The sequence below is a fragment of the Anaerococcus sp. NML200574 genome (assembly GCF_026131665.1).
GTDB classification, from domain to species: domain Bacteria; phylum Bacillota; class Clostridia; order Tissierellales; family Peptoniphilaceae; genus Anaerococcus; species Anaerococcus kampingae.
Map to the genome: position 1 here is coordinate 39,514 of NZ_JAMXSM010000009.1, position 25,258 is coordinate 64,771.

The following is a 25,258-nucleotide window of genomic DNA, read 5'->3' on the forward strand; positions in this document are numbered from 1 at the left end:
ACTAGTTTACGATGAAATTTATCTATTTTTTTCAAATACTTATACAAAAAAGAGCGAAAGATTTCTCTCTCGCTCAAAGTATTTCTCCTGAATATCATATTATTTTCGGGAGAATTTTACTTACTTATTAATTTCTTTTTCTAGTTCTTGAAGAACTTTTATAATTTCTTCAAAGTTGGGATATTCTCCATATATCATTTCTGACATAGCCCTATAATCTTTTTCTATTTCAGAAAATCGAAACTCTCCTGGAACTAACTTTAATCTACCATTTAATGCATCTTCATACCTAGCCCACTTTCTGGGGTAGAATTTCATTTTAAATTCAATCACTTTTTTTAATAAATCTTTGTCCTTTAAGGCTTTATTTTTAAAATCTGAATCTGCTATCTTATATAGGTCATAAAAGTGTCTTGCATACCTATGGGGCATAGGAGAATCTTCTGGTCTATTTGCTTCATGATGAAGTATAGTAGCCTTTTCCCAAAAGGTTCTTTCTGCTGATACTGTTCTAATATTAGTTTTTTCTTTAAATACATTTGGATAGGCTTCACCAATTATAGGTAAAACTTCAACATCAATTGCTGGTGTCCATGCTGCAAGGCTTCCTATTTCAAGCCTTATATTTTGACTTAAATAATTAGATTTAAAAATTTTAGGATATTTACATAGAATTGTTTGTGGGTCTATTGTATCTATGGAAAATTTAAAGTTAAAATCGTTTAAATCTTGTTCTAAAACTTTTAAAAATTCATCTCTTAAAAATTCTTCTGTCTTTTCATTAACCGCTTTGTTGAATTTATCTTGCTTGGTATTTGACCTTTCTAACCATGGTTCTTTTTCTTCATATCCTAATACTCTCCAATCTAAGATTAGATCTATATCTTCAGAAAATCTTTCTATAAGTCCAAAGCATTTTGAAAGTGATGTGCCACCTTTAAAGGTAAAATATTCTTTCCATTTATTTTCTTTAAATAGATAGTCTAAGATAAAAGTAACCCAATAGTCCTTTTCAATGACTGCTTCAGATATATTTTTCTTTCTTGCAGTATTGACTATTAAGACCCTTAGATCTTCTTTGTTTTCTATATAAAACTTATTCATTTTGACCCTCACAAATTTCCCTTATCACTTCATATATCCATGATGGAACTGATTTTGATTCGTTCATTAAGTTTATTCTTTCTTTTTCACTTAAGTTTTCTCTTATCTTTTGTATAACTTCGCTAGTTATATTTTCTTTGCCCAAAGACTTAATTGCTTGAATAACTGTTGCCGTCTTTAGGGACATATTGGCAATTTCTCCTGGATTTACTTTTTTAAATTCTAAAACCGTATTCCCAATTTTATATTCCTTATATCTTCCACTAGATATATATTTATAGTGAGTCGGAACTTGTGTTGAAAGTCCTAATAAGTTTAAGGCTGTGCTATTATATGGTGCAATATTCCAATTGTATTTTCTTGATATAGCAAGTGCTAACTCATGTATTGATACTGCTTCGTACTCTCCAATTAATTCACTGTATCTTGGATTGTAATAAAAGCCATCAATTACACGCTTAATTTTATCTTCGTCTGCTAATCTTTTTAATATCTGTCTAACCGTAGCATTAGATGCAATATCTAAAAAGTCATTTGCAAAAAATACTTTATGTGAGTCGAAGCTATTTATTTTATCTGATATTATTTCCATATATGAACTCATTACAATTCTCCTTTGTCACGGATATTGTATCATATTCGTGACAAAAATTCAATCACAATAAACTTTGCTAGATCAAAATCTTATATATTTTTTTATTTCTTGTATAAATATAAAAGGAAAGCACAGATTTTCCGCACTTTCCTTTGTAATTTTTTATTAAATTAGTTTCCAAATGTTTTTAGCATATGCCACTGGGTCTTCGATTTCTAGACCTTCTATGAGTCTTGCTTGGTCTAAGAGGAGCCTTGCTATCATTTTTGCCTGGTCTTTATCATCCTTGTAGGCTTTTTCTAAGAGGTCGTAGGCCTTGGTTTTGTTTGAGATTTCTAGGACTTTTTCTGCCTTGATGCCAAAGGCGTTTGGTTGGTCTTTGAGGGCCTTTTCCATCTCTATTGAGACTTCTCCTCTTTGCTTGATGATGGCTGGTATATCTTCTAGCTTATCTGAGATATTTACATCTACCACATCTTCAGGCATGGCTTCCTTGATGAAGTTTATTAGCTCGCTATCTTCCTTGTCTTCTTCATTTTTTTCATCTTCTGCTGATATGGACTTAAATTTAAGACCATCGTATTCTTCTAGCATTTTGATTAAAAATTCATCTAGTCTATCATCTAATAGGAGGACATCAACATCTTCATCTACTAGTTTTAAAGCTGGGGAAGCTTTGATTTTATCAATTGACTCTCCTGTTCCATAGTAGATAAATTCTGCAGTTGAAGCAGCTTTTTCCTTATATTCTCTTAGACTTATTAGCTTATCTTCTTTTCTAGAGTAAAAGAGTAAGAGGTCTTGGAGTTCTTCCTTATTTGCCCCAAAGGATTCGTAGATTGCAACCTTGATTGAGTTGCCAAATTCCTTGTAGAATTTCTCGTAGTCCTCCCTATTTTTCTCCATCATTTCCTTGAGATGAGCATTAATTTTCTTATTGATTTGCTTAGAAATTACCCTTAGCTGCCTATTTTGTTGGAGGGTTTCTCTTGAAATATTTAAGGTCAAATCATCTGACTCTACAACTCCCTTTACAAAGGAATAGGCATCATCTAGGATTTCATCGCAAGAATCCATGATTTTTACACCGTGAGAGTAAAGCTCTAGTCCTGTTTTCCTATCTTTGGAATAATAATCGAATGGAGCCTTTTCTGGTATATAGAGTAGGGCCCTAAATTCTACTAGACCTTCAACTGAGAAGTGAAGCCAGCTTAGTGGCTTATCAAAGCCGTAGTGACTTTCCTGGTAAAAATTGATGTAATCATCATCACTTAGGTCTTTTTTATACTTTTTCCAGATTGGTTTATCTGAATTTAGGATGTCATAGGCCTTATAATCTTCATATTCTGGCTTATCTTCTGGAGATCCTTCCTTGATTTTGGTCTTGGTTACTAGCATCTTGATTGGATATCTGATGTAGTTTGAATATTTACGAACGAGTCCCCTAATTGTATTTTGGTCTAGGTAGATGTCGTAGTTTTCATCTTCGGTATTTTCTCTTAAGAAGAGTGTGATGTCTGTGCCTGGCTCATCTTTCTTTGCTTCTTTTATTTCAAAACCATCGGCATTTTCACTTGTCCAAAGGTAGGCCTTATCTTGGCCGTGTTTTTTGGATAGGACTTCGATTTTTTCTGCAACCATGAAGGCTGAATAAAAACCTACACCAAATTGTCCTATAAGGTCTTTGGCGTCTGAATTTTCTACAGAATTTCTGAAAGCTTCTGTACCTGATTTGGCAATTGTTCCTAGGTTATTTGTTAGGTCCTCTTCATTCATGCCAATACCTGTGTCCCTGATTGTAAGGGTTCTCTTTTCCTTATTTGGGATAATTTCTATATAGTAGTCATCTTTTTCTGTGGTTGAATCAGACTTTAGGTCTTCAAAATAAAGCTTATCTAGGGCATCTGACCCATTTGATATTAGCTCTCTTAAAAATATTTCCTTGTTTGTATAAATTGAATGGATCATTAAATCCATGACTTTTTTGGCTTCTGCCTTAAATTCTTGTCTCATTGCTAATCCTCCTAATCATTTTCCAAATAAAATTAGCAGTCTTCTTACTCGACTGCTAATATTATACTTACTTTCTATTTTCTTGCAATTATCCCAAAAATTTATAGTTGCCATAAAACATGACAAAGGCTGCTACAAGGATAAAAATATGCCAGATAGCGTGGTTGTAGGGGATTTTCTTTATGGAATAGAAAATGGCTCCTAGGGTGTAAAATAGACCGCCGACTAGCAAAAACATGATATAGGACATGCCGATGTATTTATAAATTTGATAGATAAGTAGGAGGGATATCCAGCCCATGGCCATGTAGATAATCATCGAGGCCTTTCCTATCCTATCTTCCTTGCCTGTAGCAAAGGCTATGATGTTCATGGTTATGCCTGAAATGGCCAAGATCCATATAAGGACAAAGATGACTATGGATAGGCTTGACCTGAGGCCAATTAAGATTATCGGCGTGTAAGACCCTGCTATGGTCAGGTAGATTACCCCGTGGTCTATGGCCCTAAAGATGGTCCTGGCTGTGGGATTGGTCATGGAATGGTAGAGGCTTGATGTCAAAAACATGATGGCTATGGCTATAAAATAAATTAGCCAAGCCAAAAATCCTAGCAAGTCCTTGCCATGGTAGGCTCCTACAACTACTGGTATAAAAAATATCAGACTAAGGATGAAACCTAGGATGTGGGTAGCTATATTTAGGGCTTCTTCAGACTTACTATATTTAATTATTCTCATTTTTTATCTCCCTACTTAAGCTTACTATCTCCTTTTGGAGGGCAAGTCTTTCTGCTATTTGCCTTTTCTTTTCCCTTTCATTTTTCTTCTGAGTCCTTAAGGTATAAATACTAAGGCTAATTATAAATATTATTATAAATATGCCAATTTTTTGCACATCTGTCATTTTTAAAAAAATCGCAAGACTAAGGCCAAGAAAGGCTAGGCCCAAGGGTCCTAGGAAGGTCTTTAGAAAGCTATTTTGTGGGCCCTCATTGATTTTTTCTTGTAATATTCTTAATTCTTCTTTCTTTTTTTCTAATAATTCATACTTTTCCATATTTTCTCCTATATCCTAGTGATTTACTTTGATTATTATATTTTAAGTAGTAAAATATTCCTATAAAAGGGGGAATATTTATGACCGAAAATACAAAAGAAACAAACAAAGTAACTATCACTCGTGATATGATTATAGGTGATATAATTCAAGCAAAGCCAGAAGCTATCAACGTTCTTATGATGAGCGGTATGGGCTGCATAGCATGTCCAACATCTTTATATGAATCTCTTGAAGAAGCTTGCATGGTTCATGGTATGGACCCTGACTACATGCTTGATCAACTTAATTCCCTATAGATACAAGGCCCTTTTTTCCGGGCCTTTTTATATTTCCATAAATCTCTTATCCTTTTCTAGGTCAAAGAGCAAATCTATGAAGGATTTCTTGTATTTTACAAATTTCCCTCTCTTCATCAGGCGGGTTACCTCATCATAGGATGCCCACCTTGCATCACTTACCTCTTCTTCTTGCAGCCTTAAATCTTCTAGTCTTATATTTTTGTGAATCATGTAAAAATCATCAAAGCCATACTTAAAATTGGCTGTAAGGATTGGTCTTGAGCCCCTAAAATTGAAAGCTATGCCTAGCTCTTCGTAAAGCTCACGGCTTGCTGCCTGATCAGTGTTTTCACCACTTTGACAAGCCCCACCGCAAGTTATATCCCACAGGCCTCCCATGGACTTTTCTGCCTTTCTTTGTTGGATGAGCAATCTCCCGTCCCTATCAAAGATTAGGACATGGACAATGAGCCTGTATGTATTAGGGGGCATGACATCACCCCTTATGTAGGTCTTGCCTGTTTTTTTCCTGTACCTATCGTATAAATCTAATATTTCCATCCTATCTCCTAAGTAAAAATCTCTAGCTAGGCTAGAGACTTTTGTTATTTCTTGACTATTGCTGCTGTTAGTTTTGGTATTACTTGTTTCTTACGTGAGAGAACTCCCTCTGCGTTTATTGTGCCATTTTTGGTGACTTCTCCAAATTCTTCTTGGATAGCATCATAGAATTCACCTACTACTAAAAGCTCACTTCTTTGGTTAAAGATATCTGTTAGGACTAGGACGAAGGTATCTTCTCCCCTTTGCTTAATTTTAGCTGCCATTAGCTCTTTTAGCTCATCCATAATTGGTACTAGCTCTTCTGGATTCATGGTCATTACTTGGCCTACTCTTATTGTTGAAGAGCCGATTGTAAAGGTCTTGATATCTCCTTCGATTAGGTCTTTGGCTGATTTACCCTTCAAAGATGTGCCTGCCCTAAACATCCTATCTGCAAATTCTTCTGGGTTGATGTCTGCAATCTTGCTCATCCTATCTAGGATTCTCCTGTCAATATCTGTTGTAGTTGGTGACCTGAAAAGAAGGGTATCTGAGATTATAGCAGCGCAAAGTATACCTGCAATTTGCTTAGATGGTCTGATACCACTTTCTAAATACATTTCTGAAATGATTGTAGCAGTTGATCCAACTGGCTCTGCCCTAAAGAAGACTGGGCCTGTTGTAAGGATGTTTGCTACCCTGTGGTGGTCTATTATTTCTATAATTTCTGCTTCGTCTATATCATCTATTGATTGGTTGCGTTCGTTGTGGTCTACTAGGATTAGCTTTTTCTTATCCGAAGAAATCAAATGATACCTAGAAATTGAGCCTACTACTTGATTAGTTGGGTCTACTACCGGATATGACCTAAATCTAGACTTGGCCATGACTTCCCTAACTGTATCTAGGGTATCGTCAGTTTTAAAATAAATTAGATTGTCTGTGGTCATTACATGGCTTACCGGGATTGTAAGTGGAAGTAGTCTTGAAGCCATGAAGGAGTTATATTCTGTAGATATAACTGTAACCTTGTTTTCTTTTGCCACTTCTAGGGCCTCATCATCAAGCCTTGCCCCGTTGGTTAGGATTAAAAGTGATATCTTTTGATTTAGAAGATATTTGTAATAGGCATACCTATTTCCTGATATGATTATGTCATTTTCAAGGACTACACCCTCTAGGTCCTTTTCATCCCCACTCATGGCAAACACTGCCATCTTTCCTGAAAGCTCCCTAGGCTCTTTTGGTAGGTTTATGATATTACCAGCTAAGACATCTATGATATTATCAATTGGAGTACTTGACCTGCCGAGGATCTTATCATCCCATATATCCATGTAAGATTTTGTAATATTTGATAGGGATGCTATACCCACGATTTCTCCCTTAGAGTCTACAACTGTTAGGGAATTGGTAGCTCCATGTTGGAAGGTATCCCAAGCTTTTCTAATTGGAATAGATGGGTCGATTATATTGCCCTTATCTATGTTTAGGTCCCCTACAGTAAGCTTCATTGTTTCCTTGATTTCTGGTGGCCTTACCCCAAAATATTCAAGTACAAAACGGCTTTCTTGGCTTAGTTTGCCAAGTCTTATAGGAATTGCATCATATTCTCCTAGCCTATTTTTAAGGTCAGCATAGGCTATGGCTGACATAATTGAGTCTGTATCTGGCTTCTTGTGGCCTGTGATATAAACTGTTTCTCTCACTGTCTCCTCCTTAAGAAAACTCTACCTTTAGCATTTCTATCTTGTATCTATCTACTTTGATTACTGTTATCTTTATACCCTCAATTTCGATTTCATCGCCCTCTTTTGGAATTTTTTCTAGGGTGTCAATTACAAAACCGCCTATAGAGTCGTTTTTAATCTGAATTAGGTCTGTATCAAAATAATCATTGAAGTCATTTATGTGAATTGATGGATTGACCAAATATTCCTTGTCACTTATCTTATAAATTTTATCGTGGGATGTGTCATACTCATCTTCAATCTCACCTACAAGTTCTTCTACAATGTCTTCGATTGTGACAATACCACTTGTGCCCCCATATTCGTCTGTGACAATGGCAAGAGAGACATTTTCTCCACGCATAGCCTTAAAGAGGTCAAAGGTGTGCATATTGTCATAAACATAAAAGGCAGGCCTTATCATCTTTTCTATATCAAGTTCCTTATCTTCTGCAATAAAGGCAACTATGTCCTTCATATGGAGAATTCCTAGGATATTATCGATAGACTTGCCATAAACAGGAATCCTAGAATGGATAGAATTTCTTAAAAATTCCTTAAGTTCATCTTGTTCTATATCGACACAAATGGCCTCCATATTAGTCCTGGCTGTCATTATATCTTCTACATCGCTATCTCCAAAAGCAAAGACATTATTGATAATCTCACTTTCCTCAAGGTTGATTACCCCTTGCTCTTCAGATACATCCACAATTGTCTTAAGGTCTTCTTCTGTCACCTGATCTCCACTTTGCTGATTATCATCAATAAAGGACTTAGTAATGACCCCAGTTATAGCTTGCAAGATAAAAGAAAGTGGCTTTAGGATAATATTTAAAAAGCTTATTGGCCTTGCAACCTTTAGGGCTACCTTTTCGCTATTAGCTGCGGCGATATTTTTAGGAGAAACCTCGCCAAAAATTAAGATTGCAATTGTAAGGACAACTGTTGAAACCAAAGCCCCTGATGGACCCAAGATATCTGTAAAAAATAAGGTAGCAATGGTGGTTGTCCCTATATTTACAATATTATTGCCGATAAGAATAGTCGTTAGGACCTTGCCAATATTCTCTGAAAGCTTTCTAACCAGGGAAGAATTTTTCACCCCATTTTCTTCTAATTGTCTGATTTTAAATACATTGAGAGATGTCAGAGCCGTCTCACTTGATGAGAAAAAAGCACTCATCATCACTCCTATAATTATTACTATTAATTGTATGATATTTTTACTTGTCATATACCTTCCTTGTCTAATAAACTATTGATAGTTTCTTACTTCTATTATAATATTTATCAAGCTAAAAATAAAGGTTAAAAATTATATAAATGTGGTGACAAAAACTAAATTTATAATATAATGGACTCGTATCATTAATAAAAGGAGGCAATTATGGAAAAAGTTTCGTTTTTCGAGAAAACTTTTAAACTTAAAAAACATGATACTAATATCAAGACCGAGATAATGGCAGGTATAACCACATTTATGACAATGTCCTATATCCTAGCTGTTAACCCACAAATCCTATCAGAATCTGGTATGGACTACGGTGCAGTATTCTCAGCTACAATACTAGCATCCATTATCGCAATGTTATTGATGGGCTTTTATGCCAATCTTCCATTCGGTCTATCAGCTGGTATGGGGCTTAATGCTTTCTTCACCTATACAGTCGTTATGAAAATGGGCCACCCTTGGCAATTTGCTCTGACAGCTGTATTTTTTGAAGGTATTTTGTTCATGATTTTATCCCTATTTGGTGTCAGAGAGGCAATATTTAACTCAATCCCATCTACACTCAAAAAGGCTGTATCAGTCGGTATTGGTCTATTTATCGCAGAAATTGGTTTATTAAATGCAGGCATTATAGAAAAGGCAGAACCAGCCCTATCCTTAGGAAATATTTCAAGCAAAGAATCTATAGTATTTTTCTTTGCCCTAATCGTGATGGTAGTCTTAACAACAAGAAAGGTAAAGGGAGCCCTCTTATGGGGAATCTTGGTATCAACAATCCTATCCCTAATACTTGGAGTAACAGGTCTTCCAGAAGGATCACTCGTATCACTCCCTCCATCAATCTCACCAATAGCCTTTAAGCTAGACTTCTCAAATGTCTTTAGCTTAGAAATGTTCTCAGTACTATTTTCATTCTTATTTGTGGACTTATTTGACACCCTTGGCACCCTAACAGGTGTAGCAACCAAGGCAAAAATGCTAGATGAAAATGGCAACCTAGAAAACGCATCAAAGGCCCTACTAGCAGATGCAGTAGGAACAACATGTGGAGCCCTATTAGGAACATCTACAGTCACAACCTTCGTAGAAAGCTCTGCAGGTGTTGCAGAAGGCGGAAGAACAGGCCTTACAGCCCTAGCTTGTGCAGGATGCTTTGCAATCGCAGCCTTCTTCTTCCCAGTATTTTCACTAATACCAAGCCAAGCCACATCAGCAGCCCTAGTAGTAGTCGGACTATTCATGCTATCAACAGTAGTAGAAATAAACTTTGGAGACATCACCGAATCCTTCCCAGCCTTCATGACCATCCTCATGATGCCACTAGCTTATTCAATAGCAGAAGGTATAGCATTCGGAATGATTTCCTTCGTATTAATCAAGGTCCTAACAGGCAAATACAAGGAAGTAAGCTGGGTAATGTATGTCCTAGCAATCATATTCTTAATAAGATATATGATCTAAGGCTTGACAAGATTATAAATTTATTGTATTATAGTATCAATATAAATCGTAGTTAGAAATAGTAGCAAATAATTAAGCCAACAGAAAGTAAATGGTAGATGAGAATTGCAGGGTAAGATTTTTTGTGAATGGATCTAACAGATCAATGGTGAATCGAAATAGTAGCCAACGGGTGTTTCTCACCTTACAGGGATAGGATATGTATGTATCTAAAGATGTCTAATTTTAGACAAGAGGGATGGCACCGTGGGCTAAGGCTCGCTCCTATATATTAGGAGTGAGCTTTTTTTATTCCCCTAACTCAATGAAAAGAAAGGTAAAATAATGCAAAAACAAAATACAATCAAAACAAGAAATCTAACCATATCAGCTGTTTTCATGGCCCTAGGACTAGTCCTCCACTTCATGGTGCCAGGAATATTTTTTGGAGTCAAGCCAGACTTTCTCCTTTCAATGATGTTTATATCATTAATGATAGTAGAAGATGTCAAAGAAGCCCTACTTCTAGGAGTTGCCGGAGGAATCATGAGTGCCCTAACAACAGGTTTTCCAGGAGGTCAAATCCCAAACTTCATCGAGAAAATAATCACAAGCCTAGCAGTCTTCTACCTAATAAAGGCAATGAACAAAACATTCTCAATCCCAAAGATAATCCTAATCTTTGCCCTAGGAACAATGGTTTCAGGAACAATGTTTCTAACACTTGCCCTAAGCATGACCAAACAACTAAACCTCTTCATCCCATCCTACCCAGTAGTCCTAGTAGCCATGCCAATAAACGCAATCCTCGGCATATTTTTATACCAGGCAGCTAAAAGGATGTCTTTGTTGAAATAAAAATATCCCAGCCCTTTAGCTGGGTTTTTTAAAAGCCTCCAAAAATTGGAGGCTTAGTTTTTATATTTTTATCGACTTAAAAAGTTCTTTTGTGTAGTCATCCCTATCTGGGCTTGCTAGGTCTTTTGTTTCGAATAGGTCTACTAACCTTCCCTTATAGAGGACTCCTATCCTATCGCAAAGGTAGGCTATTACGTTTAGGTCGTGGGAGATGAAGAGGCAGGTGAAGTTGTGGGTTTTTTGAAGTTTCTTAATTAGGTTTAGGATTTGAGCCTGGATTGATACATCTAGGGCAGATACTCCTTCATCTATTATTAAAAACTCTGGCTCTATTATTAGGGCACAGGCTATGGCTATTCTTTGCTTTTGACCGCCTGATAGGTTGCCTGGATAATAATCTAGCACATCGCTTTCCATCTCTATTTCTTCTAGGATGTCCCTGATCTTTTTTTCCCCTTCTTCTTCTGTATAAACCTTGTGGATTTTAAGGATTTCCCTGATGGAAAAGCCTATGGTTTTTTTGGGATTTAGAGCCTGGTAGGGATTTTGAAAGACTACCTGGAGCTTTTTCCTGTAGGCTAAAAGTTCTTCCTTGCTTAGGCTTGTTATGTCCTTATCTTCAAAATATACCTTGCCGGATGTTTCCTTTATTAGCCTTAGGATGATGTTTGATAGGGTGGTCTTGCCTGAGCCAGATTCACCGACTAGGCCAAAGATTTCTCCTCTTTTTATGTCAAAGCTAACCTTATCTAGAGCTAGGTTGTCCTTTTTTCTAAAGAGGATGGCAGAATCCTTATATACCTTGCTTATATTTTCTATTTTTAAGATACTAGTCATTTTGATCTCCGTATAAGTGGCAATGAACTTCACGCCCATCTTTGATGTAGGCTGCTGGGTAAGTTCTCTTGCAAATGTCCATGGTGTGGTCACACCTATCTGCAAATGGACATCCTTCATTTGACCTATTTTTTAAATCTGGTACATGGCCTTTGATATTGTAAAGGGCCTCTCCCCTTTTCTTATAATTTGGCACTGCCTTTAGGAGGGCCTTGGTATAAGGATGGAAGGGCTTATCTATTACATCTCTTGTGTCTCCCTTTTCAACCAATCTTCCTGCATACATGATCATGACTTTTTTACAAATCCTGTCGATTAGGTTTAAGTCGTGGCTTATAAATAAGATTGCTCCCTTGTAGATGTGGCCTAGGTCCTTAAAAAGGTCAATTATTTGAGCCTGAACCTTGGCATCTAGAGCTGTGGTTGGCTCATCTGCTATGAGGACATTTGGATTTGCAATTAGGGCCATGCAGATTACTATCCTTTGCTGCATGCCGCCTGATAGCTCGTGGGGATATTTATTATATAAGTCTTCTACATCCCTAAGACCTACATTTTCCATAGTTTTATATACAAGGTCTTGGCGTTTTTTCTTATCAAAATCGTAGTGGATTTTTAGGACTTCTTCGATTTGGGCCCCCACTTTCATTAAGGGATTTAGGGCTGAGCCTGGTTCTTGGAAGACTGTGGCTATATTTCTAGACCTGTATTTTTTCCAATCCTTATCAGATAGGCCAAGGACTTCTATATCACGAAGCTTGCAAGAACCTGACTTTATTATAGCATCTTTTGACTGGATTCCAAGAATTGTCTGGGTTGCTACAGTCTTGCCGCAGCCGCTTTCTCCAACTAAGCCTACAAAGTCATTTTCAAAAAGGTCAAAGGATATGTGGTTGACTGCATTTTTATCTCCATTAACAGTATTAAAGGCTACTGTTAGGTCCTTTACTTCTAGGATTTTTTTCATCTTGCTGCCTTCTCTTTCAATCTTTCTGACCTGAATTTCTCTCCATAAAGGGTAAAGCCCAATACTACTAGGCTTAGGCAAATACCTGTGAAGATGAAATAGTGAGGTGCCTGGTTAAAATAGGCTTGACTTTCTTTTAGCATCCTGCCCCAAGATGGGTTTGGTGGCCTAACTCCAAGGCCTAAGTAGGAAAGTCCTGCTTCGGCAAGAATTGCCTGAGATACTGATAAGACAATAGCTACCATGAGTTGGTTTTTGATATTTGGAAGGATGTGGTTGATGGCTATATAAAGAGGACTGGCCCCCTTAACAACTGCAGATTTTACAAACTGAGCGTTTTTAACCTGCAAAAATCCACTCCTTACAACCCTTGCAAAATAAGGAACTGACATAATTCCAATGGCAAGGATGGTATTCATAACCCCAGCTCCAAATACTGTTACAAGCATCATGGCAAATAAAATGCCTGGAAAGGCCATGAGTGAGTCTATAAATCTCATCAAAACTTCATCAATAGCTCCTCCAAAATATCCAGCACTTGCTCCTATGATTGAACCTAGGAAAAGGGCTAGGGATACTGTTCCAAAGGAAAGGATAAGGGCATATTTTGACCCTTCCATTAGGCGAGATAGGATATCTCTTCCCATATTGTCTGTCCCAAAAGGATGGGCTAGGCTTGGTGATAAGAGCTTCATAGATGTATCTACCTTATTTGGGTCATAAGGTGTCCAAAATATTGAAATAATAAGGATTATAAAATAAAGGCCAATGATTGCCTTGCCAATCCTTATCGAATTTTTATTTTCTTTAATCATCTGCCACCTCGAATCCTTGGGTCAACTAGGCCGTAAATTATATCAATTATAAGATTTATAAAGATTACCAAAAATGCCACCGCAAGTACTACCGACTGGATAAGTGGGAAGTCTCTGGAGCTAATTGAGGCTACAATTAGAGAACCTACTCCTGGTAGGGAAAATACGTTTTCTACTATAAGCGATCCGCCAACTGCTGATGTTAGGCACATTCCAATAACTGTGATTACCGGAATTAAGGCATTTCTTAAGACATGCTTGTATAAGATTTCCTTAAGTTCCATCCCCTTCATCCTGGCTGTCCTTACATAGTCCTTGTTGATTTCATCAAGAAGGGCCGCCTGCATGTACCTAATTATGGTTGCCACATTTGGTATTGCAATGGCAAGGGATGGGAGGAAGAAATTCTTTAGCTTATCCAAAAAGCTTCCGCCCATTATATTAAAAGACAGGGTTGAAAATAGGCCGAGTCTTACTGCAAATAAGTGGATTAGCAAAAATGCTAGCCAAAAGGATGGAATTGAAATCCCAAGTTGGGTCACCGCAGTAATTATCGATGCATACCACTTATCAGCCTTCATTGTAATTTGTATTGATAGGGGGATGGCTATTATTATTGATAAGATCAATGAATAAAAGGTAAGCCACATGGTTACAGGTAGCTTCTTAAAAAAAAGCTCCCTAACAGGGATTTGGTATTTGATGCTCATGCCCATATCAAGTCTAAAAAGCCCTAAAATCCAATTTATGTATCTTTCAAAGATAGGCTTATCAAGACCTAGCTCTTTTTCAAGAGCTAGGAGTTGGTGTGGATCTGCCTCAGTTCCTAAGATTATCTCAGCGGGATTGCCCCCTATTATCTGAAATACAAAAAATATGAGAAGTGAGACAAAAAACAAGGTCATGATAAGCGAAACTATCTTTTTTATTATTGATTTTGTCATTATTTTAAGCTTATATCTTCTAGATTTAGTTTTTGGACTGGATAGGTCTTAAGACCTGTGTAGGCATTATTTAGGACTATGTTGTCGTTAGGGTCTTGTAAAAATACAGCCGCACAATCTTTAGCTATTATTTCTTGCGCATCTTTTACATTTTTGATTAGCTCATCCCTATCTAAAGTTGCCATGGCATTTGAGATTGCCTTATCAAAATCTTCTGAAACATAGTTTAGGTAGTCCTTATCAGATGTTGAAACATACCTATCAAGGACTCTAATTGGGTCTGTGTAGCCTATGAAGCCTGCTATTGTTGTTTCATAATCTTTATTTTTGTAGACCTTATCTAGCCAAGTTGAAAACTCGATTGGGTCTATAGTTGCGTTTATATTTGCCTTTTTAAGTTGGGCTTGGATTAATTCTGCTGTGTCCATGTGGAATTTGTAGTCACTTGGCACTGTCATCTTAAAGGAAATTCCATCTGGATAGCCAGCTTCTTTTAATAATTCCTTAGCCTTTTCAACATCTGTTGGATAAAGTTCGCCAAGGTCATTAAAATAGTCCTTAAGGGCTGGTGAGAATGAAGAGTAAATCTTTGTTGCCTTGCCACCTGCAACAGTTTCTATTAACTCATCCTTATCGATAGCATAGGCTATAGCTTGTCTTACCCTAATATCATCAAATGGCTTGATACCATTGTTTAGACCAAGAAGTTGGACTAGGTTTTGTGGGTGAGAATATGAATCTGTATTCTCCTTTACTTGCTCAAGCTCATCTGCTGTAAGCTTTGAAGCAAGGTCCACTTCCTTGTTATTTAAGGCCATAACTAGGGCTTGGTTATCAGCAACCCTTACAACATTTACTTGTTTAATCTTTGCTGTGTGATCTTTTCTATGATAATCATCAAATCTTTCCATAACCATGCCCTCGCCTGGAGTATAGGAAACAAACTTATAAGGACCTGTACCTATTGGCTTAGTTTGGTTATCTTCATAGTCTTTTTTGACTATTGGTTGGTTTTGTAGATAGATGAAGGAATTATTTACCTTATCAAGGGTCATGGTAATTTCTGTAGGTGATACTACTTTCATTTCCTTGATAGCTGCAAATTTAGATGACATAGGCTCGCCTGATGATAGGCCAGAAAGCTTATCATAAGTGTAGTAAACATCATCTGCTGTAAAATCTGAACCATCGTGGAATTTAACACCTTCTTTGAGTTTAAAAGTATAGGTTAGGCCATCTTCTGAAATCTCGTAAGATTCTGCCAAATCTGGCACAAGGTTACCATCTTCATCCACATCGAGTAGGCCATCAAAGATTTGATCCATCACAGTCTTGGTATCTCCTGCTGTAGCATTGAATGGATCAAGAGAGTCAATCTCTGTAGCCATGGCTACTGTAAGTGGTCTTTCTTCTGCTTGTGTTTCATTCTTTCCTTCTGCCTTTTGCTCTGCCTCTTTAGCACCACCGCAAGAGGTCATCATTAGACCTGCTAAAAGTAGAGTCAAAAGTGTTTTTGATTTTTTCATTTCTCCTCCTTAGGAAAATTATTTATTACTATTATAACACATGGATATTTTTTTAACAATGTTTTCTAAAAAAAATTTCCTATCTCCTATGGACAGTATACTTAAATAAAATTTTAATGCTAATTTTTATGGCTAATTTTAGTTATTCAATTTTAGATTTACAATAATAAGATATCACTTTATTGAATCAGTATAAAATGATTGTATACTAATTAATTATAAGGAGCTTGTATGAATTTTTTAGACCTAGCCAAAGAAATTGAAGAAACTATCATCAAGGATAGAAGGAATCTCCATAAGATTCCAGAGCTTGAACTAAACTTACCAAAGACAGTGTCCTATGTAGAAGAAGAACTAAAATCTCTAGGTATCCCCTACAAAAAAATGGTAAATGGCAATGCCATAGTGGCTGAGATTGGTACTTACAAGGGCAAATGTATTGCCATCAGGGCTGATATGGACGCTCTACCAATCACAGAAGAAACTGGCCTTGATTTTAAATCGACCCACCAAGGCTGTATGCACGCCTGCGGTCACGATGGGCACACAGCCATGGTTCTTGGGGCTGCCAGGCTTTTAAAGGAAAATGAAGATAAGCTTGATGGCCTAGTCAAGATATTTTTCCAACCAGGTGAAGAAATCCCTGGCGGTGCCAAGCCAATGATTGATGAAGGATGTATGGAATATCCTAAGGTGGACAGGGTAATTGGCCTTCATGAAGGCGGGATTTTTGGTAATTTACCCCAAGGCACAATAGCCTACAAAAAGGGCCCGATGATGGCCTCTATGGATGCCTTTATCATCAGGGTGAAGGGCCACGGCGGCCACGGGGCAAGACCGGATTCTTTTATTGACCCGATTGCAACCATTAGTGAAATTAATTTGGGTCTGCAAAAGATTATCTCAAGAGAGCTTGACCCAACCCAGTCTTCCCTCATTTCTATCTGCCAAATCCACGGCGGCACCTGCCAAAATATCATACCAGATGAGGTTTGGGAGGAGGGTACAGTTAGAAATCTCAACGAAGAAACCAGGGACTTTGTAGAAAAAAGAATGGCAGAAATTGTAGAAAATACAGCCAAGGCCTTTAGGTGCGAGGGAATCCTCGAATACAAGAGATTTTACCCAAGCCTTATAAATGACGATGACTTTACGGGCTATGTTAAAGATATTGCCACTGATTTACTTGATAAAGATAAAGTCATTGAGATAGCAAATCCATCTATGGGTGGTGAAGACTTTGCCTTTTTCCTAAAGGAAACCAAAGGCACCTTCCTATCCCTTAACAACCTTAAGGAAAACAAAGATGGCAAAATCTACCCACACCACAATTCAAAATTCGACGTAGAAGAAAGCACTTTTTATATAGGAACTGGAATCCTTGCAGAAGTTGCTTATAGGTATTTGAAAGAAGGAAAAAAATAAAAAAATTTAAACTGCACATCATAGCCCTAGGAACAGTCATAATCCCAGCCTTTCCCATATCAGGCTTTATCAGCTACCATACAGAAAATGTAGATTTCACAACCCTTTGTACACCAATCCTTGCCTACGCAGGTATCTACACAGGTTAAAAACTAGACAAGCTAAAGAAAACCGGACCAAAAATCATCATACTTTCTATCTTCGTAATCTTGGGTACCTACATAGGTTCAGCTATTATTGCCCAAATTATCTTAAAAATGATTGGCCAAATCTAATTTAAAGTCTAAAAGAGCCTTGCAAATATCGCAAGGCTTATTTTATTAAAATTAACTTTTGATAAGCTTTCTATAAATTTAGCGAATTTGATTTTCTAACAAAACTAAATTGATATTTTATAAATTTTCATCAAACTTTGAAATTAGAGAATAATTATAGTAATTATAGCAAACCTTTGTCACATGTAAATATGCGATATTTATGAGTGCAGGCCTTGCTTTTTTATTTGTATTACTGTATAATTATTACGTTCATAGTTATATAATAATTATGAACAAAATTATAGAAAGAAGGTTATGTATTTGGTAGAAAATAAAAATTTTCATTGGCCAACTTTTATACTTATGGCAAGTGTAACATTTATGGCGATCTTGTCTGAATTGGTGCCGTCTGGAATCTTGCCAGAGCTTATGACTGGTCTTGGTATATCAGAAGCACAAGCTGGTACTTTAGTTGGTTTTTATGCAATAGCCAGTGCGATTTTTGCAATTCCATTAATATCTGCAACTGTTGAATTTAACAGGAAGAAGCTTTTGCTTGGTTTACTAATAGGCTTTGCTCTAAGTAATATCTTAGTAGGTATTGCACCTAGTTATAGTATTGCCATTGTCGGAAGAGTTATTGGAGGAATATGTGCTGGAGTTTTGTGGCCAATGATTGCGGCTTACGGTATGAAGCTTGTTGATGATGAACATAAGGGCTTGGCCGTCGCTGTCATTATGAGTGGTACGACATTTGGTATGAGCTTAGGTCTTCCGCTTGTAACATTTATTGGTACAAATATTGGCTGGAGAGTTGAATTTTTTGCAATTGCAATTCTTATTATTTTTATTGCCCTAGGCAGTAATTTCATGTTGCCAGAAGTTTCTGGAGAAAAAAGAGTTGCGGCAAACTCACCTCTTACTCTTATCAAAAATAAAGGCGTGCTTATTATTATCTTACTTACCTTTATATCAGTAGTAACTAACTACGGAGTTTACACATATATCACAAATTTGGTTGATTCAATGAATTACAGTGGAGGAATTGGATTTGCCCAAGTTCTTTTTGGAATTGGTTCAATCTTATCTGTTTTTATTGCAGGAAAAATTATTGATAAGCATATAAAGATACTTTGCCTTTTAATGTTAGCGTCATCTTGCCTAGCCTTTATATTTTTTAGTGTCTTTTCATCAATTAGTCTTATGGTTCACTTAGGATTTATCCTATGGGGAATTGGCTTTGGAGCCTTAGTTACCTTATATCAAACAGCAGTTGCAAGACAAGTGCCACCAAACGCATCAGCAGTTGCTACGTCATTACAATCTGCAAGTTTTAATTTTTCAATAATGGTTGCAAGTTCACTAGGTGGAGCAATACTTGCAAATGGAAATATTAATAATCTACTTATCCTAATGACTACAATCTTAGGAGTAGGTTTGATTGTAACGATTTTATCAAAGAAGACAATGGCTTAATTATTTAAAATTTCTTAGGAGGAATATATTATGAAGAAAAAATTTATTAATGCAAAAGTTTATGGTCATGGAGATTCATCTGAAATCTTAGTTGAAGATGGAAAGTTTTCAAAATTTGGAAACAATCTGGAAGATGCAGATGAAGTTATTGATTTAGATGGAAAACTTGTTATTCCACCATATGTGGATGCCCACCTTCACCTAGACTACTACATGATTGGTAAGACTGATGAAGTTAAAAATGAATCAGGAACACTTTTTGAAGCAATCGACCTTTGGAATGACTTCAAAAAGGGAGTAACAAAAGAAGATATGAAAAATAGAATTTACCAAGCAGTAGAAGATTGTCTTTCCTATGGTACTCAATATATAAGGGCTCAAACTGACTGTACTGATCCTAACCTAACAGGAATAAAGGCCGCTCTTGAAGTGCGTGATGAATTAAAAGATAAGTGTACAATTCAAGTTGTTGCCTTCCCACAAAATGGTATGTATTCATATAAAGAAGATGGCAAAACAGGAAGAGATTTAGTTGAAGAAGCTCTTGAACTTGGCTGCGAAGTTGTTGGTGGAATTCCACACAACGAATGGAGCCGTGAACTTGGAGAAAAGTCACTAAAAGAAATTGTTGAGCTTGCAGTAAAACATGACAAACTTATTGACGTTCACTGTGATGAAACTGATGATGTTATGGCAAGATTTGTAGAAGTATTAAATGCAGAAGCAATGATGAAGGGTATTGCTGAAAAAACAACAGCAAGTCATACTTGTTCCTTTGGATCAGCAGATGATTCATATGCCTTTAGAATGATGGGACTATTTAGAAAATCTAAATTAAATTTCGTCTCCCTTCCAACAGAAAATGCCTTCTTACAAGGCCGCCAAGATTCATACCCAAAACGTCGTGGTATCACAAGAGTTCGTGAATTTGTAGATAATGGTATTAATGTATGCTTTGCTCAAGACTCTATAGTCGACCTTTGGTACCCAGCAGGCAATGGAAACCTAATGAATATTCTTGATAATGGAATCCATCTTGCACAACTAATGGGCGAAAAGGACTTTGATAAGGACTTTGACCTTGTAACTTATAATGGAGCAAAAGCAATGTACCTTCAAGACGAATATGGATTTGATGAAGGAAAACCAGCTAACTTCATAGTTCTTGATGCACCAAATGAATTTGAGGCAATAAGAAATAGGGCTGAATGTCTTTCATCAGTACGTAATGGAGAATTCTTATTTAAAAAAGCAAAAAGAGAATTTGAAGTTGCTCTTAAATTAAAATAAAAATCAACAAAAAAATAGGGGCTCTATAGGCCCCAAAGCGTCAATAAATCCGGTAATTAATCGGGTTTATTGACGCTTTTTCTAATACAATTTGTTTTTAAAAACTATTACAAATACATCATCAGTTAATAATAAAATTGAATTAAAAATAGACACTCTCTTTAGAAAAAATATTAATCCTAACTAGCTTAAGTAAGTAGGCCTATTTAAAGGAAAATGTCTATTAATTAAATTTTATAGCTTGATACAATTATAAATAATATTATCAAAAGAATAGATTTGTCAATCCTGCAAGGTCAGCACTTTTTATAGCTTATCTTCAACTGATTTTATTTTTTGCTCCATAGAAGCTTTCTTATCACGTCTGTCATCAATTTTTATAACTGTGTAGACCCTGTCTGCCCCCTTAGCAAAGACTGATTCTTGCATCTTTCTAATGGCTGCAAAGGCCTTGTCACAATCTGCCTCAATTACAGTTCCCATAGGATTTAGCTTATATTTTAGGCCCTCATCTTTAAGGATTTTTTCTGCTTCTGCTACATATTTACTAACTGATGTTTCCTTGGTGCCAAGTGGCACAAGGGCTACTTCTACTATTGCCATTTAAATCTCCTCAAAAAATCCCTTATATATTTCGTAAGCCTCGTAATGGTCCTTCATGCCGCAAAGCTCTCTAACAGAATGCATAGCAAGCATTGGTATGCCGACATCTATGGTCTTTAGGCCAAGAACTGTAGTTGTGATTGGCCCAATTGTGGAGCCACCTGTCTTGTCATTTCTATTGTGGAAGGTCTGTAGCTTAAGACCCAATTTATTTGCTAGGTCAAAAAGCCTTGCCTTAGTCTCAACAAATGATGCATAGGCCCCATTTGCAGCAATTTTTACTACTAGGCCCTCATTCATCTTTACAATATTAGTTGGGTCAGAATACTCTGGATAAGATGGGTGGATAGCGTGGGCTTGGTCGGCTGAAATTAGCATAGAATTTTCCACCATTATTTGATAGCCTTCCTCATCAAGACCTGATTTTAGGGCAATTCTCTTAAGCACAGCCTTTAAGAAATTAGAAGCCGCTCCTCCCCTAGTCCTTGATCCGATTTCCTCATTGTCATTTAAGATAATCATCTTATTGGCCCCTTCTTTAGAATCCACAAGAGCCCTAAGAGAAGCGTGGACAGAACCGAGATTATCAATCCTTCCTACTTGAACCATGTCATTTATTATTGCCCCTGCTTGCCTATCATAAAGGCCTAGGTCAAAGTCAAGGATGGCCTCCTCATCTATTTTAAGTTCCTCAGCAAGAAGTTTAAGAATAAATCCATCCGCTTCAAGCGCATCGCTGATAGTTTTTACAAGAGGATAAAGTTTATCTTGAGGATTATAACCATAGCCCTTGTTGATTTCCCTATTCATGTGGATGGCTGCATTTGGAATAGTCAAAAGGTTCTTGTCAATATTTACAAGAGAATATTTAATCTCATCGCCTTCCTTGTAGGCAACCTTTCCTGCTAGAGATAGGGTCCTATCAAGCCAGGTTGAATGAATCATGCCCCCATAAGGTTCTATATTTAGCTTTAAATAGCCATTTGTCCCTATTTCTGGATTAGACTTGACTTTAAAGGTTGGGCTATCGGTGTGAGATCCTATTATCTCAAAGCCATCCCTTGGGTCTTTTCCTATTTCAAAGGCAATAAGAGCGGTATCATCACGAATTACATAGTATTTTCCCCTTTCTAATTCCCAATTTTCTTTTTCAGAAAGTCTCTTAAAGCCAGCCCCCTCTAGGATTTCGCTAGCATTTTTAACTGCGAAATAGTTTAGAGGAGATGCATCAATAAATTTTATTAAATCTTCACTAAATTCTTTATATATTTTCATCATAAAATTATCATACGTCAAGACCGATAAAATTCATTTGAAAATGGGTATAATTATCTTAATAAGGAGTTAAAAATGAATGAGCAAAAAAATTTAAAAATTAAACCAGTAATTATTGAAGGACTGATGTTCTTAGCCTACGCATTTTTCGCAGTCAACTGGATAGCAGGTTCAAAACTTACACCCAATATCCTAAATTTCTTTAATGTGGAAGGCCCTCACGCAGTTAGCCTTATAAATAATGTGGTAACTGTAGCAAAAATCTTGGGCAACCTGATAGCTGCTACAATCTTTGCCAAGCTATTTCCCAAAAAATCTATAGGCCTAGCATCCCTCTTAATACCAGCAGGGGCCATGCTTGCAGCCTTATCCCAGTCCTTTCCTGTTTTTCTAATAGGAAGATTTATAATGGGATTTGGAGGAGCACTTTTTGTAGTCTACTTCTCACCTGTAGTAGTAAATTACTTCCACCCAGATCAAAGACCAGTGGTAAATGCCCTAAATAACGTATCCTACAATGTAGGATCAATCCTAGCTCTCCTTCTAATAGGACCAATCATAAAATTATTAGGACTTGGTAGGTGGGCCTTAGTAGCTTTTGCTATCGTATCTTTTATAATCTTCGCCCTCTGGCTAATATTTGGTGAAAACTTTGAAATTTCATCAACAAAAACAAGTGATGGGCTAGACTTTAACCTAAAAGATGCCTTTAAGGAAAAAATCGCCATAATCATGCCAACCATGTATTTTGGCCACTTGACCCTATATATGGTCATGCTAAATATTTTCCCAAACACCAACTTTTCGCCAATACCTGCCAGTAAAATTTCAACCCTATTTACAACAGGAGCCCTAATCGGTACTCTTCTATCAATAATAGTAGCCAAAAAATCAACAAAAAGAGTCCCAACCCTAAAAGTATCAGGCATCCTTACAACAATAATAGCCATAGCCCTAATAAATTCAACAAATGCGACATTTTCAACAATCCTAGCCCTTGCTTTGGGAACAATAATGTATGTACCACTAACAAACTTCGTCCTAATCCCACAAGAGATTCCGGGCATGTATTCAGAAAAACTAACCCAAATCATGAGCGTCTATTGGTCCCTAGTTTATATCCTAGAAACCATAGCCTATCAGATAATTGTAATGATTCAGCATTCAGCGGGAGAAAAAACTGCCCTAATGGCAACAGCAATCTTATCAGCAACCTTCATCATTGGATCCTTTATAATAAAAGAACCAAAATATTTATAGGAAAAGGGGCTTATAGCCCCTTTTAAAATCCCCCTTTTTTCTCATTTTTAATGAATTATAGTTTTTTACTTTAATTCTTCGTAATTATATCTCATATCGAATTATATTTATTTACAATTGAATCTTCGTCTAAAGGGGAGGCCCAAGGGCCCTTTCGCATGGGTCCTTGGCCTTCCCCCTTCGGCGAAGTCATCAGCTTGATGACAACAATTTATTACGTGATAAGATAACGAAGAATTAAAGTAAATAATAATATTATCTTGGATAATAAAAAAAGGGGTCTTAGGGGAAACTCCCCTAAAAACCTTTTATCTTGGATAAATCTCAGTTTAAATATCTTATAACTTCTTTAAAAACTCCCAAGGCCTCTTCCAGAGTATCCTCATTAAAATCAAAACTATCCTTATGGTGGCCTGCTGCTAGTTTGCTTCCGAATATGAAGTGGACTGCCTTGCCTCCATTTTCTTCTACTTTGTTTATGAAGTAGACTACATCTTCTGAGGCTTTAAATTTGCCATTTAGGAAGGTCTTATAGCCTCGTTTTCCTAGCATATCGTTTATTTCTTTATAAAATTCACTTTCTATCTTTAAAAGAGCTGGGGCCGATCCTACTGTTTTTATTTCATATGCTAGGTCGAAGGCTTTGGCCGCTCCTTCTACTATCTCGTAGGTTCTTTTTACCAGGATCTGGTTGATGGCTTCTGTCTCTCCCCTGGTTTCCATTTCTAAGATTGCCCTATCTGATACTGAGTTTCTTGTTGACCCTGCTCTTATTACTCCTACATTTACCCTGGCCATGCCGGTTGAAAATTGGGTTAGGGTGTGGAGGTTTAGGGTGGCTGTAGCTGCAGCTAGGTTGGCATTTTTTCCTTCTTCTGGGAGGGCACCTGCGTGAGAGGCATGTCCCTTAAAGGTTATATCTAGTTTGGTGGATGATAAAAATCCTCCTGTCCCTACGCAGATTTTCCCATCTTCTACTCCCATTCCCAAATGGCCTGCAAATAGATAATCTAGGTTGTCAGCAACTCCTGCCTCTGTCAGGGACCTTGCTCCTCTTAAGCCTTCTTCGGCTGGTTGAAAGATTAGGGTGTAGGTACCCTTTAGGTTTTCCTTATTATCTACAAGCCATTTGCCTAAAAATAGCCCAATTGATAGGTGGCCATCGTGGCCACAGGCGTGGCAGGTCTTATCATTTCTTGACCTAAAGCCTTCTTTTGCTGGCCTGTGGGACTCTTCTTTAGATTCTCTGATTGTTAGGGCATCTATGTCGAAACGAAAACCAATATTTGGGCCTGGCTTATTTGTATAAATTTTTGCCACTGCTCCCGTGTAACCTTCTAGGATTTCTGAAATATCGAAATCGACATCTTCATCTATTGTTACTGCATAGGCCTTTGTTTGTTTAGGGCTTGGCCTACCGTACATGTAGGCTTGGCTGTGGATTTCTTTTCCAAATCTTATTTCATCGACTCCAATTTCTTTTAGGTTTTTTATGATGTTAATTGTTGTCCTAAATTCCAAAAAACCTGGCTCTGCTATTGAGTGGTAGAACCTCCTCGTATATTATAGTTGTAGTAATAAATACTACATTTTGTTCTCTATCCCACTTTCTTATGGGATAATAATTGTATAGATAGAGGTCGTAGTTAACCTCCTTGAAGCTAGTCTTCCTAAATTAGGGTTACGCCTCTTCTTTACGTCTTTATCAGTATGAGCTGGATAGCGCA

Annotated in this window: 22 protein-coding genes and 1 pseudogene; 7 read left to right on the forward strand and 16 right to left on the reverse strand. The window is 36.9% G+C overall.

Annotation, left to right across the window (positions count from 1 at the left end; translation table 11 throughout):
- Positions 1-120: 120 nt before the first annotated feature.
- From NH286_RS05670 to NH286_RS05690, 5 genes are all read right to left on the reverse strand, one after another.
- A complete protein-coding gene (locus tag NH286_RS05670; protein WP_265237525.1) occupies positions 121-1,104 on the reverse strand; it encodes a nucleotidyl transferase AbiEii/AbiGii toxin family protein in 984 nt (327 codons plus the stop codon).
- Positions 1,097-1,708 (reverse strand): DUF6088 family protein, encoded by a 612-nt coding sequence (locus NH286_RS05675; protein WP_106461739.1) that lies wholly within the window; start codon positions 1,706-1,708, stop codon positions 1,097-1,099. Before NH286_RS05675 ends, NH286_RS05670 begins: the two co-directional genes overlap by 8 nt.
- Positions 1,709-1,864: 156 nt before the next feature.
- A complete protein-coding gene (htpG, locus tag NH286_RS05680) occupies positions 1,865-3,712 on the reverse strand; it encodes a molecular chaperone HtpG (protein ID WP_106461738.1) in 1,848 nt (615 codons plus the stop codon).
- 88 nt (positions 3,713-3,800) lie between these two features.
- The gene (gene trhA, locus NH286_RS05685) at positions 3,801-4,451 is read right to left on the reverse strand and encodes a PAQR family membrane homeostasis protein TrhA (RefSeq protein WP_265237528.1); all 651 of its coding nucleotides are present in this window, start codon (positions 4,449-4,451) and stop codon (positions 3,801-3,803) included.
- Positions 4,438-4,770, reverse strand: coding sequence for a hypothetical protein (locus NH286_RS05690; RefSeq protein ID WP_265212477.1), 333 nt, complete (start codon positions 4,768-4,770; stop codon positions 4,438-4,440). The genes trhA and NH286_RS05690 overlap by 14 nt, the downstream gene beginning before the upstream one ends.
- 80 nt (positions 4,771-4,850) lie before the next feature.
- Between NH286_RS05690 and NH286_RS05695 the strand changes: the two genes are divergently transcribed.
- Positions 4,851-5,069 (forward strand): DUF1858 domain-containing protein, encoded by a 219-nt coding sequence (locus tag NH286_RS05695; RefSeq protein WP_106461732.1) that lies wholly within the window; start codon positions 4,851-4,853, stop codon positions 5,067-5,069.
- 27 nt (positions 5,070-5,096) lie between these two features.
- On the opposite strand, the gene NH286_RS05700 is transcribed toward NH286_RS05695, so the two are convergent.
- The 3 genes from NH286_RS05700 to NH286_RS05710 are packed head-to-tail and all read right to left on the reverse strand — an operon-like array spanning position 5,097 to position 8,561.
- Positions 5,097-5,612 (reverse strand): NUDIX hydrolase, encoded by a 516-nt coding sequence (locus tag NH286_RS05700; protein WP_265237530.1) that lies wholly within the window; start codon positions 5,610-5,612, stop codon positions 5,097-5,099.
- 44 nt (positions 5,613-5,656) lie between these two features.
- Positions 5,657-7,303, reverse strand: a complete 1,647-nt coding sequence (locus tag NH286_RS05705) for a putative manganese-dependent inorganic diphosphatase (RefSeq protein WP_106461729.1) — start codon at positions 7,301-7,303, stop codon at positions 5,657-5,659.
- A 10-nt stretch (positions 7,304-7,313) separates the two neighbouring features.
- A complete protein-coding gene (locus NH286_RS05710) occupies positions 7,314-8,561 on the reverse strand; it encodes a hemolysin family protein (protein WP_265212470.1) in 1,248 nt (415 codons plus the stop codon).
- Positions 8,562-8,714: 153 nt separating this feature from the next.
- Here NH286_RS05710 and NH286_RS05715 point away from each other — a divergent pair, with 153 nt between their 5' ends.
- Positions 8,715-10,019: an NCS2 family permease gene (locus NH286_RS05715; RefSeq protein WP_265212468.1), complete on the forward strand. Its 1,305-nt coding sequence runs from the start codon at positions 8,715-8,717 to the stop codon at positions 10,017-10,019.
- A gap of 324 nt (positions 10,020-10,343) precedes the next feature.
- A complete protein-coding gene (locus tag NH286_RS05720; RefSeq protein WP_265237532.1) occupies positions 10,344-10,856 on the forward strand; it encodes a tryptophan transporter in 513 nt (170 codons plus the stop codon).
- Positions 10,857-10,916: 60 nt separating this feature from the next.
- Here NH286_RS05720 and NH286_RS05725 read toward each other — a convergent pair whose 3' ends face one another.
- From NH286_RS05725 to NH286_RS05745, 5 genes are read right to left on the reverse strand one after another with little or no spacing between them, the layout of a single operon-like run.
- On the reverse strand, positions 10,917-11,693 hold the full coding sequence (locus NH286_RS05725; protein WP_265212466.1) for an ABC transporter ATP-binding protein: 777 nt from the start codon (positions 11,691-11,693) through the stop codon (positions 10,917-10,919).
- Positions 11,686-12,660: an ABC transporter ATP-binding protein gene (locus tag NH286_RS05730; protein WP_265237533.1), complete on the reverse strand. Its 975-nt coding sequence runs from the start codon at positions 12,658-12,660 to the stop codon at positions 11,686-11,688. Before NH286_RS05730 ends, NH286_RS05725 begins: the two co-directional genes overlap by 8 nt.
- Positions 12,657-13,475: an ABC transporter permease gene (locus NH286_RS05735; RefSeq protein ID WP_265237534.1), complete on the reverse strand. Its 819-nt coding sequence runs from the start codon at positions 13,473-13,475 to the stop codon at positions 12,657-12,659. Before NH286_RS05735 ends, NH286_RS05730 begins: the two co-directional genes overlap by 4 nt.
- Complete coding sequence (locus NH286_RS05740) at positions 13,472-14,419, reverse strand: ABC transporter permease (RefSeq protein WP_106461717.1); 948 nt, start codon at positions 14,417-14,419, stop codon at positions 13,472-13,474. Before NH286_RS05740 ends, NH286_RS05735 begins: the two co-directional genes overlap by 4 nt.
- Positions 14,419-15,945: an ABC transporter substrate-binding protein gene (locus tag NH286_RS05745; RefSeq protein ID WP_265237535.1), complete on the reverse strand. Its 1,527-nt coding sequence runs from the start codon at positions 15,943-15,945 to the stop codon at positions 14,419-14,421. Before NH286_RS05745 ends, NH286_RS05740 begins: the two co-directional genes overlap by 1 nt.
- Positions 15,946-16,176: 231 nt before the next feature.
- On the opposite strand from NH286_RS05745, the gene NH286_RS05750 reads away from it, so the two are divergent.
- The 3 genes from NH286_RS05750 (at position 16,177) to NH286_RS05760 (ending at position 20,393) form a co-directional block, all read left to right on the forward strand.
- The gene (locus NH286_RS05750) at positions 16,177-17,370 is read left to right on the forward strand and encodes a M20 metallopeptidase family protein (RefSeq protein WP_265237536.1); all 1,194 of its coding nucleotides are present in this window, start codon (positions 16,177-16,179) and stop codon (positions 17,368-17,370) included.
- Positions 17,371-17,942: 572 nt separating this feature from the next.
- Positions 17,943-19,103 (forward strand): MFS transporter, encoded by a 1,161-nt coding sequence (locus NH286_RS05755; RefSeq protein ID WP_265237537.1) that lies wholly within the window; start codon positions 17,943-17,945, stop codon positions 19,101-19,103.
- Positions 19,104-19,133: 30 nt separating this feature from the next.
- A complete protein-coding gene (locus tag NH286_RS05760; RefSeq protein WP_106461710.1) occupies positions 19,134-20,393 on the forward strand; it encodes an amidohydrolase family protein in 1,260 nt (419 codons plus the stop codon).
- Positions 20,394-20,699: 306 nt separating this feature from the next.
- Here NH286_RS05760 and NH286_RS05765 read toward each other — a convergent pair whose 3' ends face one another.
- Positions 20,700-20,996: an MTH1187 family thiamine-binding protein gene (locus NH286_RS05765; RefSeq protein ID WP_265237538.1), complete on the reverse strand. Its 297-nt coding sequence runs from the start codon at positions 20,994-20,996 to the stop codon at positions 20,700-20,702.
- Complete coding sequence (locus NH286_RS05770) at positions 20,997-22,274, reverse strand: M18 family aminopeptidase (protein WP_265237539.1); 1,278 nt, start codon at positions 22,272-22,274, stop codon at positions 20,997-20,999.
- 72 nt (positions 22,275-22,346) lie between these two features.
- Here NH286_RS05770 and NH286_RS05775 point away from each other — a divergent pair, with 72 nt between their 5' ends.
- A complete protein-coding gene (locus NH286_RS05775; protein WP_265237540.1) occupies positions 22,347-23,531 on the forward strand; it encodes an MFS transporter in 1,185 nt (394 codons plus the stop codon).
- Between the two features lie 324 nt (positions 23,532-23,855).
- Here the strand turns inward: NH286_RS05775 and NH286_RS05780 are convergent.
- Positions 23,856-25,076, reverse strand: a pseudogene (locus NH286_RS05780) (amidohydrolase); the annotation flags it as partial.
- Positions 25,077-25,258: the final 182 nt, after the last annotated feature.

Excerpts from the sequence above, each read along its gene's own strand:
- htpG (WP_106461738.1), bottom strand. The coding sequence starts at position 3,712 with ATGAGACAAGAATTTAAGGCAGAAGCCAAAAAAGTCATGGATTTAATG.
- NH286_RS05675 (WP_106461739.1), bottom strand. The coding sequence starts at position 1,708 with ATGAGTTCATATATGGAAATAATATCAGATAAAATAAATAGCTTCGAC.
- NH286_RS05695 (WP_106461732.1), top strand. The coding sequence starts at position 4,851 with ATGACCGAAAATACAAAAGAAACAAACAAAGTAACTATCACTCGTGAT.
- NH286_RS05690 (WP_265212477.1), bottom strand. The coding sequence starts at position 4,770 with ATGGAAAAGTATGAATTATTAGAAAAAAAGAAAGAAGAATTAAGAATA.
- NH286_RS05725 (WP_265212466.1), bottom strand. The coding sequence starts at position 11,693 with ATGACTAGTATCTTAAAAATAGAAAATATAAGCAAGGTATATAAGGAT.
- NH286_RS05765 (WP_265237538.1), bottom strand. The coding sequence starts at position 20,996 with ATGGCAATAGTAGAAGTAGCCCTTGTGCCACTTGGCACCAAGGAAACA.
- NH286_RS05760 (WP_106461710.1), top strand. The coding sequence starts at position 19,134 with ATGAAGAAAAAATTTATTAATGCAAAAGTTTATGGTCATGGAGATTCA.
- NH286_RS05770 (WP_265237539.1), bottom strand. The coding sequence starts at position 22,274 with ATGATGAAAATATATAAAGAATTTAGTGAAGATTTAATAAAATTTATT.
- NH286_RS05755 (WP_265237537.1), top strand. The coding sequence starts at position 17,943 with ATGTATTTGGTAGAAAATAAAAATTTTCATTGGCCAACTTTTATACTT.
- NH286_RS05740 (WP_106461717.1), bottom strand. The coding sequence starts at position 14,419 with ATGACAAAATCAATAATAAAAAAGATAGTTTCGCTTATCATGACCTTG.
- trhA (WP_265237528.1), bottom strand. The coding sequence starts at position 4,451 with ATGAGAATAATTAAATATAGTAAGTCTGAAGAAGCCCTAAATATAGCT.
- NH286_RS05745 (WP_265237535.1), bottom strand. The coding sequence starts at position 15,945 with ATGAAAAAATCAAAAACACTTTTGACTCTACTTTTAGCAGGTCTAATG.
- NH286_RS05710 (WP_265212470.1), bottom strand. The coding sequence starts at position 8,561 with ATGACAAGTAAAAATATCATACAATTAATAGTAATAATTATAGGAGTG.
- NH286_RS05750 (WP_265237536.1), top strand. The coding sequence starts at position 16,177 with ATGAATTTTTTAGACCTAGCCAAAGAAATTGAAGAAACTATCATCAAG.
- NH286_RS05735 (WP_265237534.1), bottom strand. The coding sequence starts at position 13,475 with ATGATTAAAGAAAATAAAAATTCGATAAGGATTGGCAAGGCAATCATT.
- NH286_RS05670 (WP_265237525.1), bottom strand. The coding sequence starts at position 1,104 with ATGAATAAGTTTTATATAGAAAACAAAGAAGATCTAAGGGTCTTAATA.
- NH286_RS05775 (WP_265237540.1), top strand. The coding sequence starts at position 22,347 with ATGAATGAGCAAAAAAATTTAAAAATTAAACCAGTAATTATTGAAGGA.
- NH286_RS05715 (WP_265212468.1), top strand. The coding sequence starts at position 8,715 with ATGGAAAAAGTTTCGTTTTTCGAGAAAACTTTTAAACTTAAAAAACAT.
- NH286_RS05700 (WP_265237530.1), bottom strand. The coding sequence starts at position 5,612 with ATGGAAATATTAGATTTATACGATAGGTACAGGAAAAAAACAGGCAAG.
- NH286_RS05730 (WP_265237533.1), bottom strand. The coding sequence starts at position 12,660 with ATGAAAAAAATCCTAGAAGTAAAGGACCTAACAGTAGCCTTTAATACT.
- NH286_RS05720 (WP_265237532.1), top strand. The coding sequence starts at position 10,344 with ATGCAAAAACAAAATACAATCAAAACAAGAAATCTAACCATATCAGCT.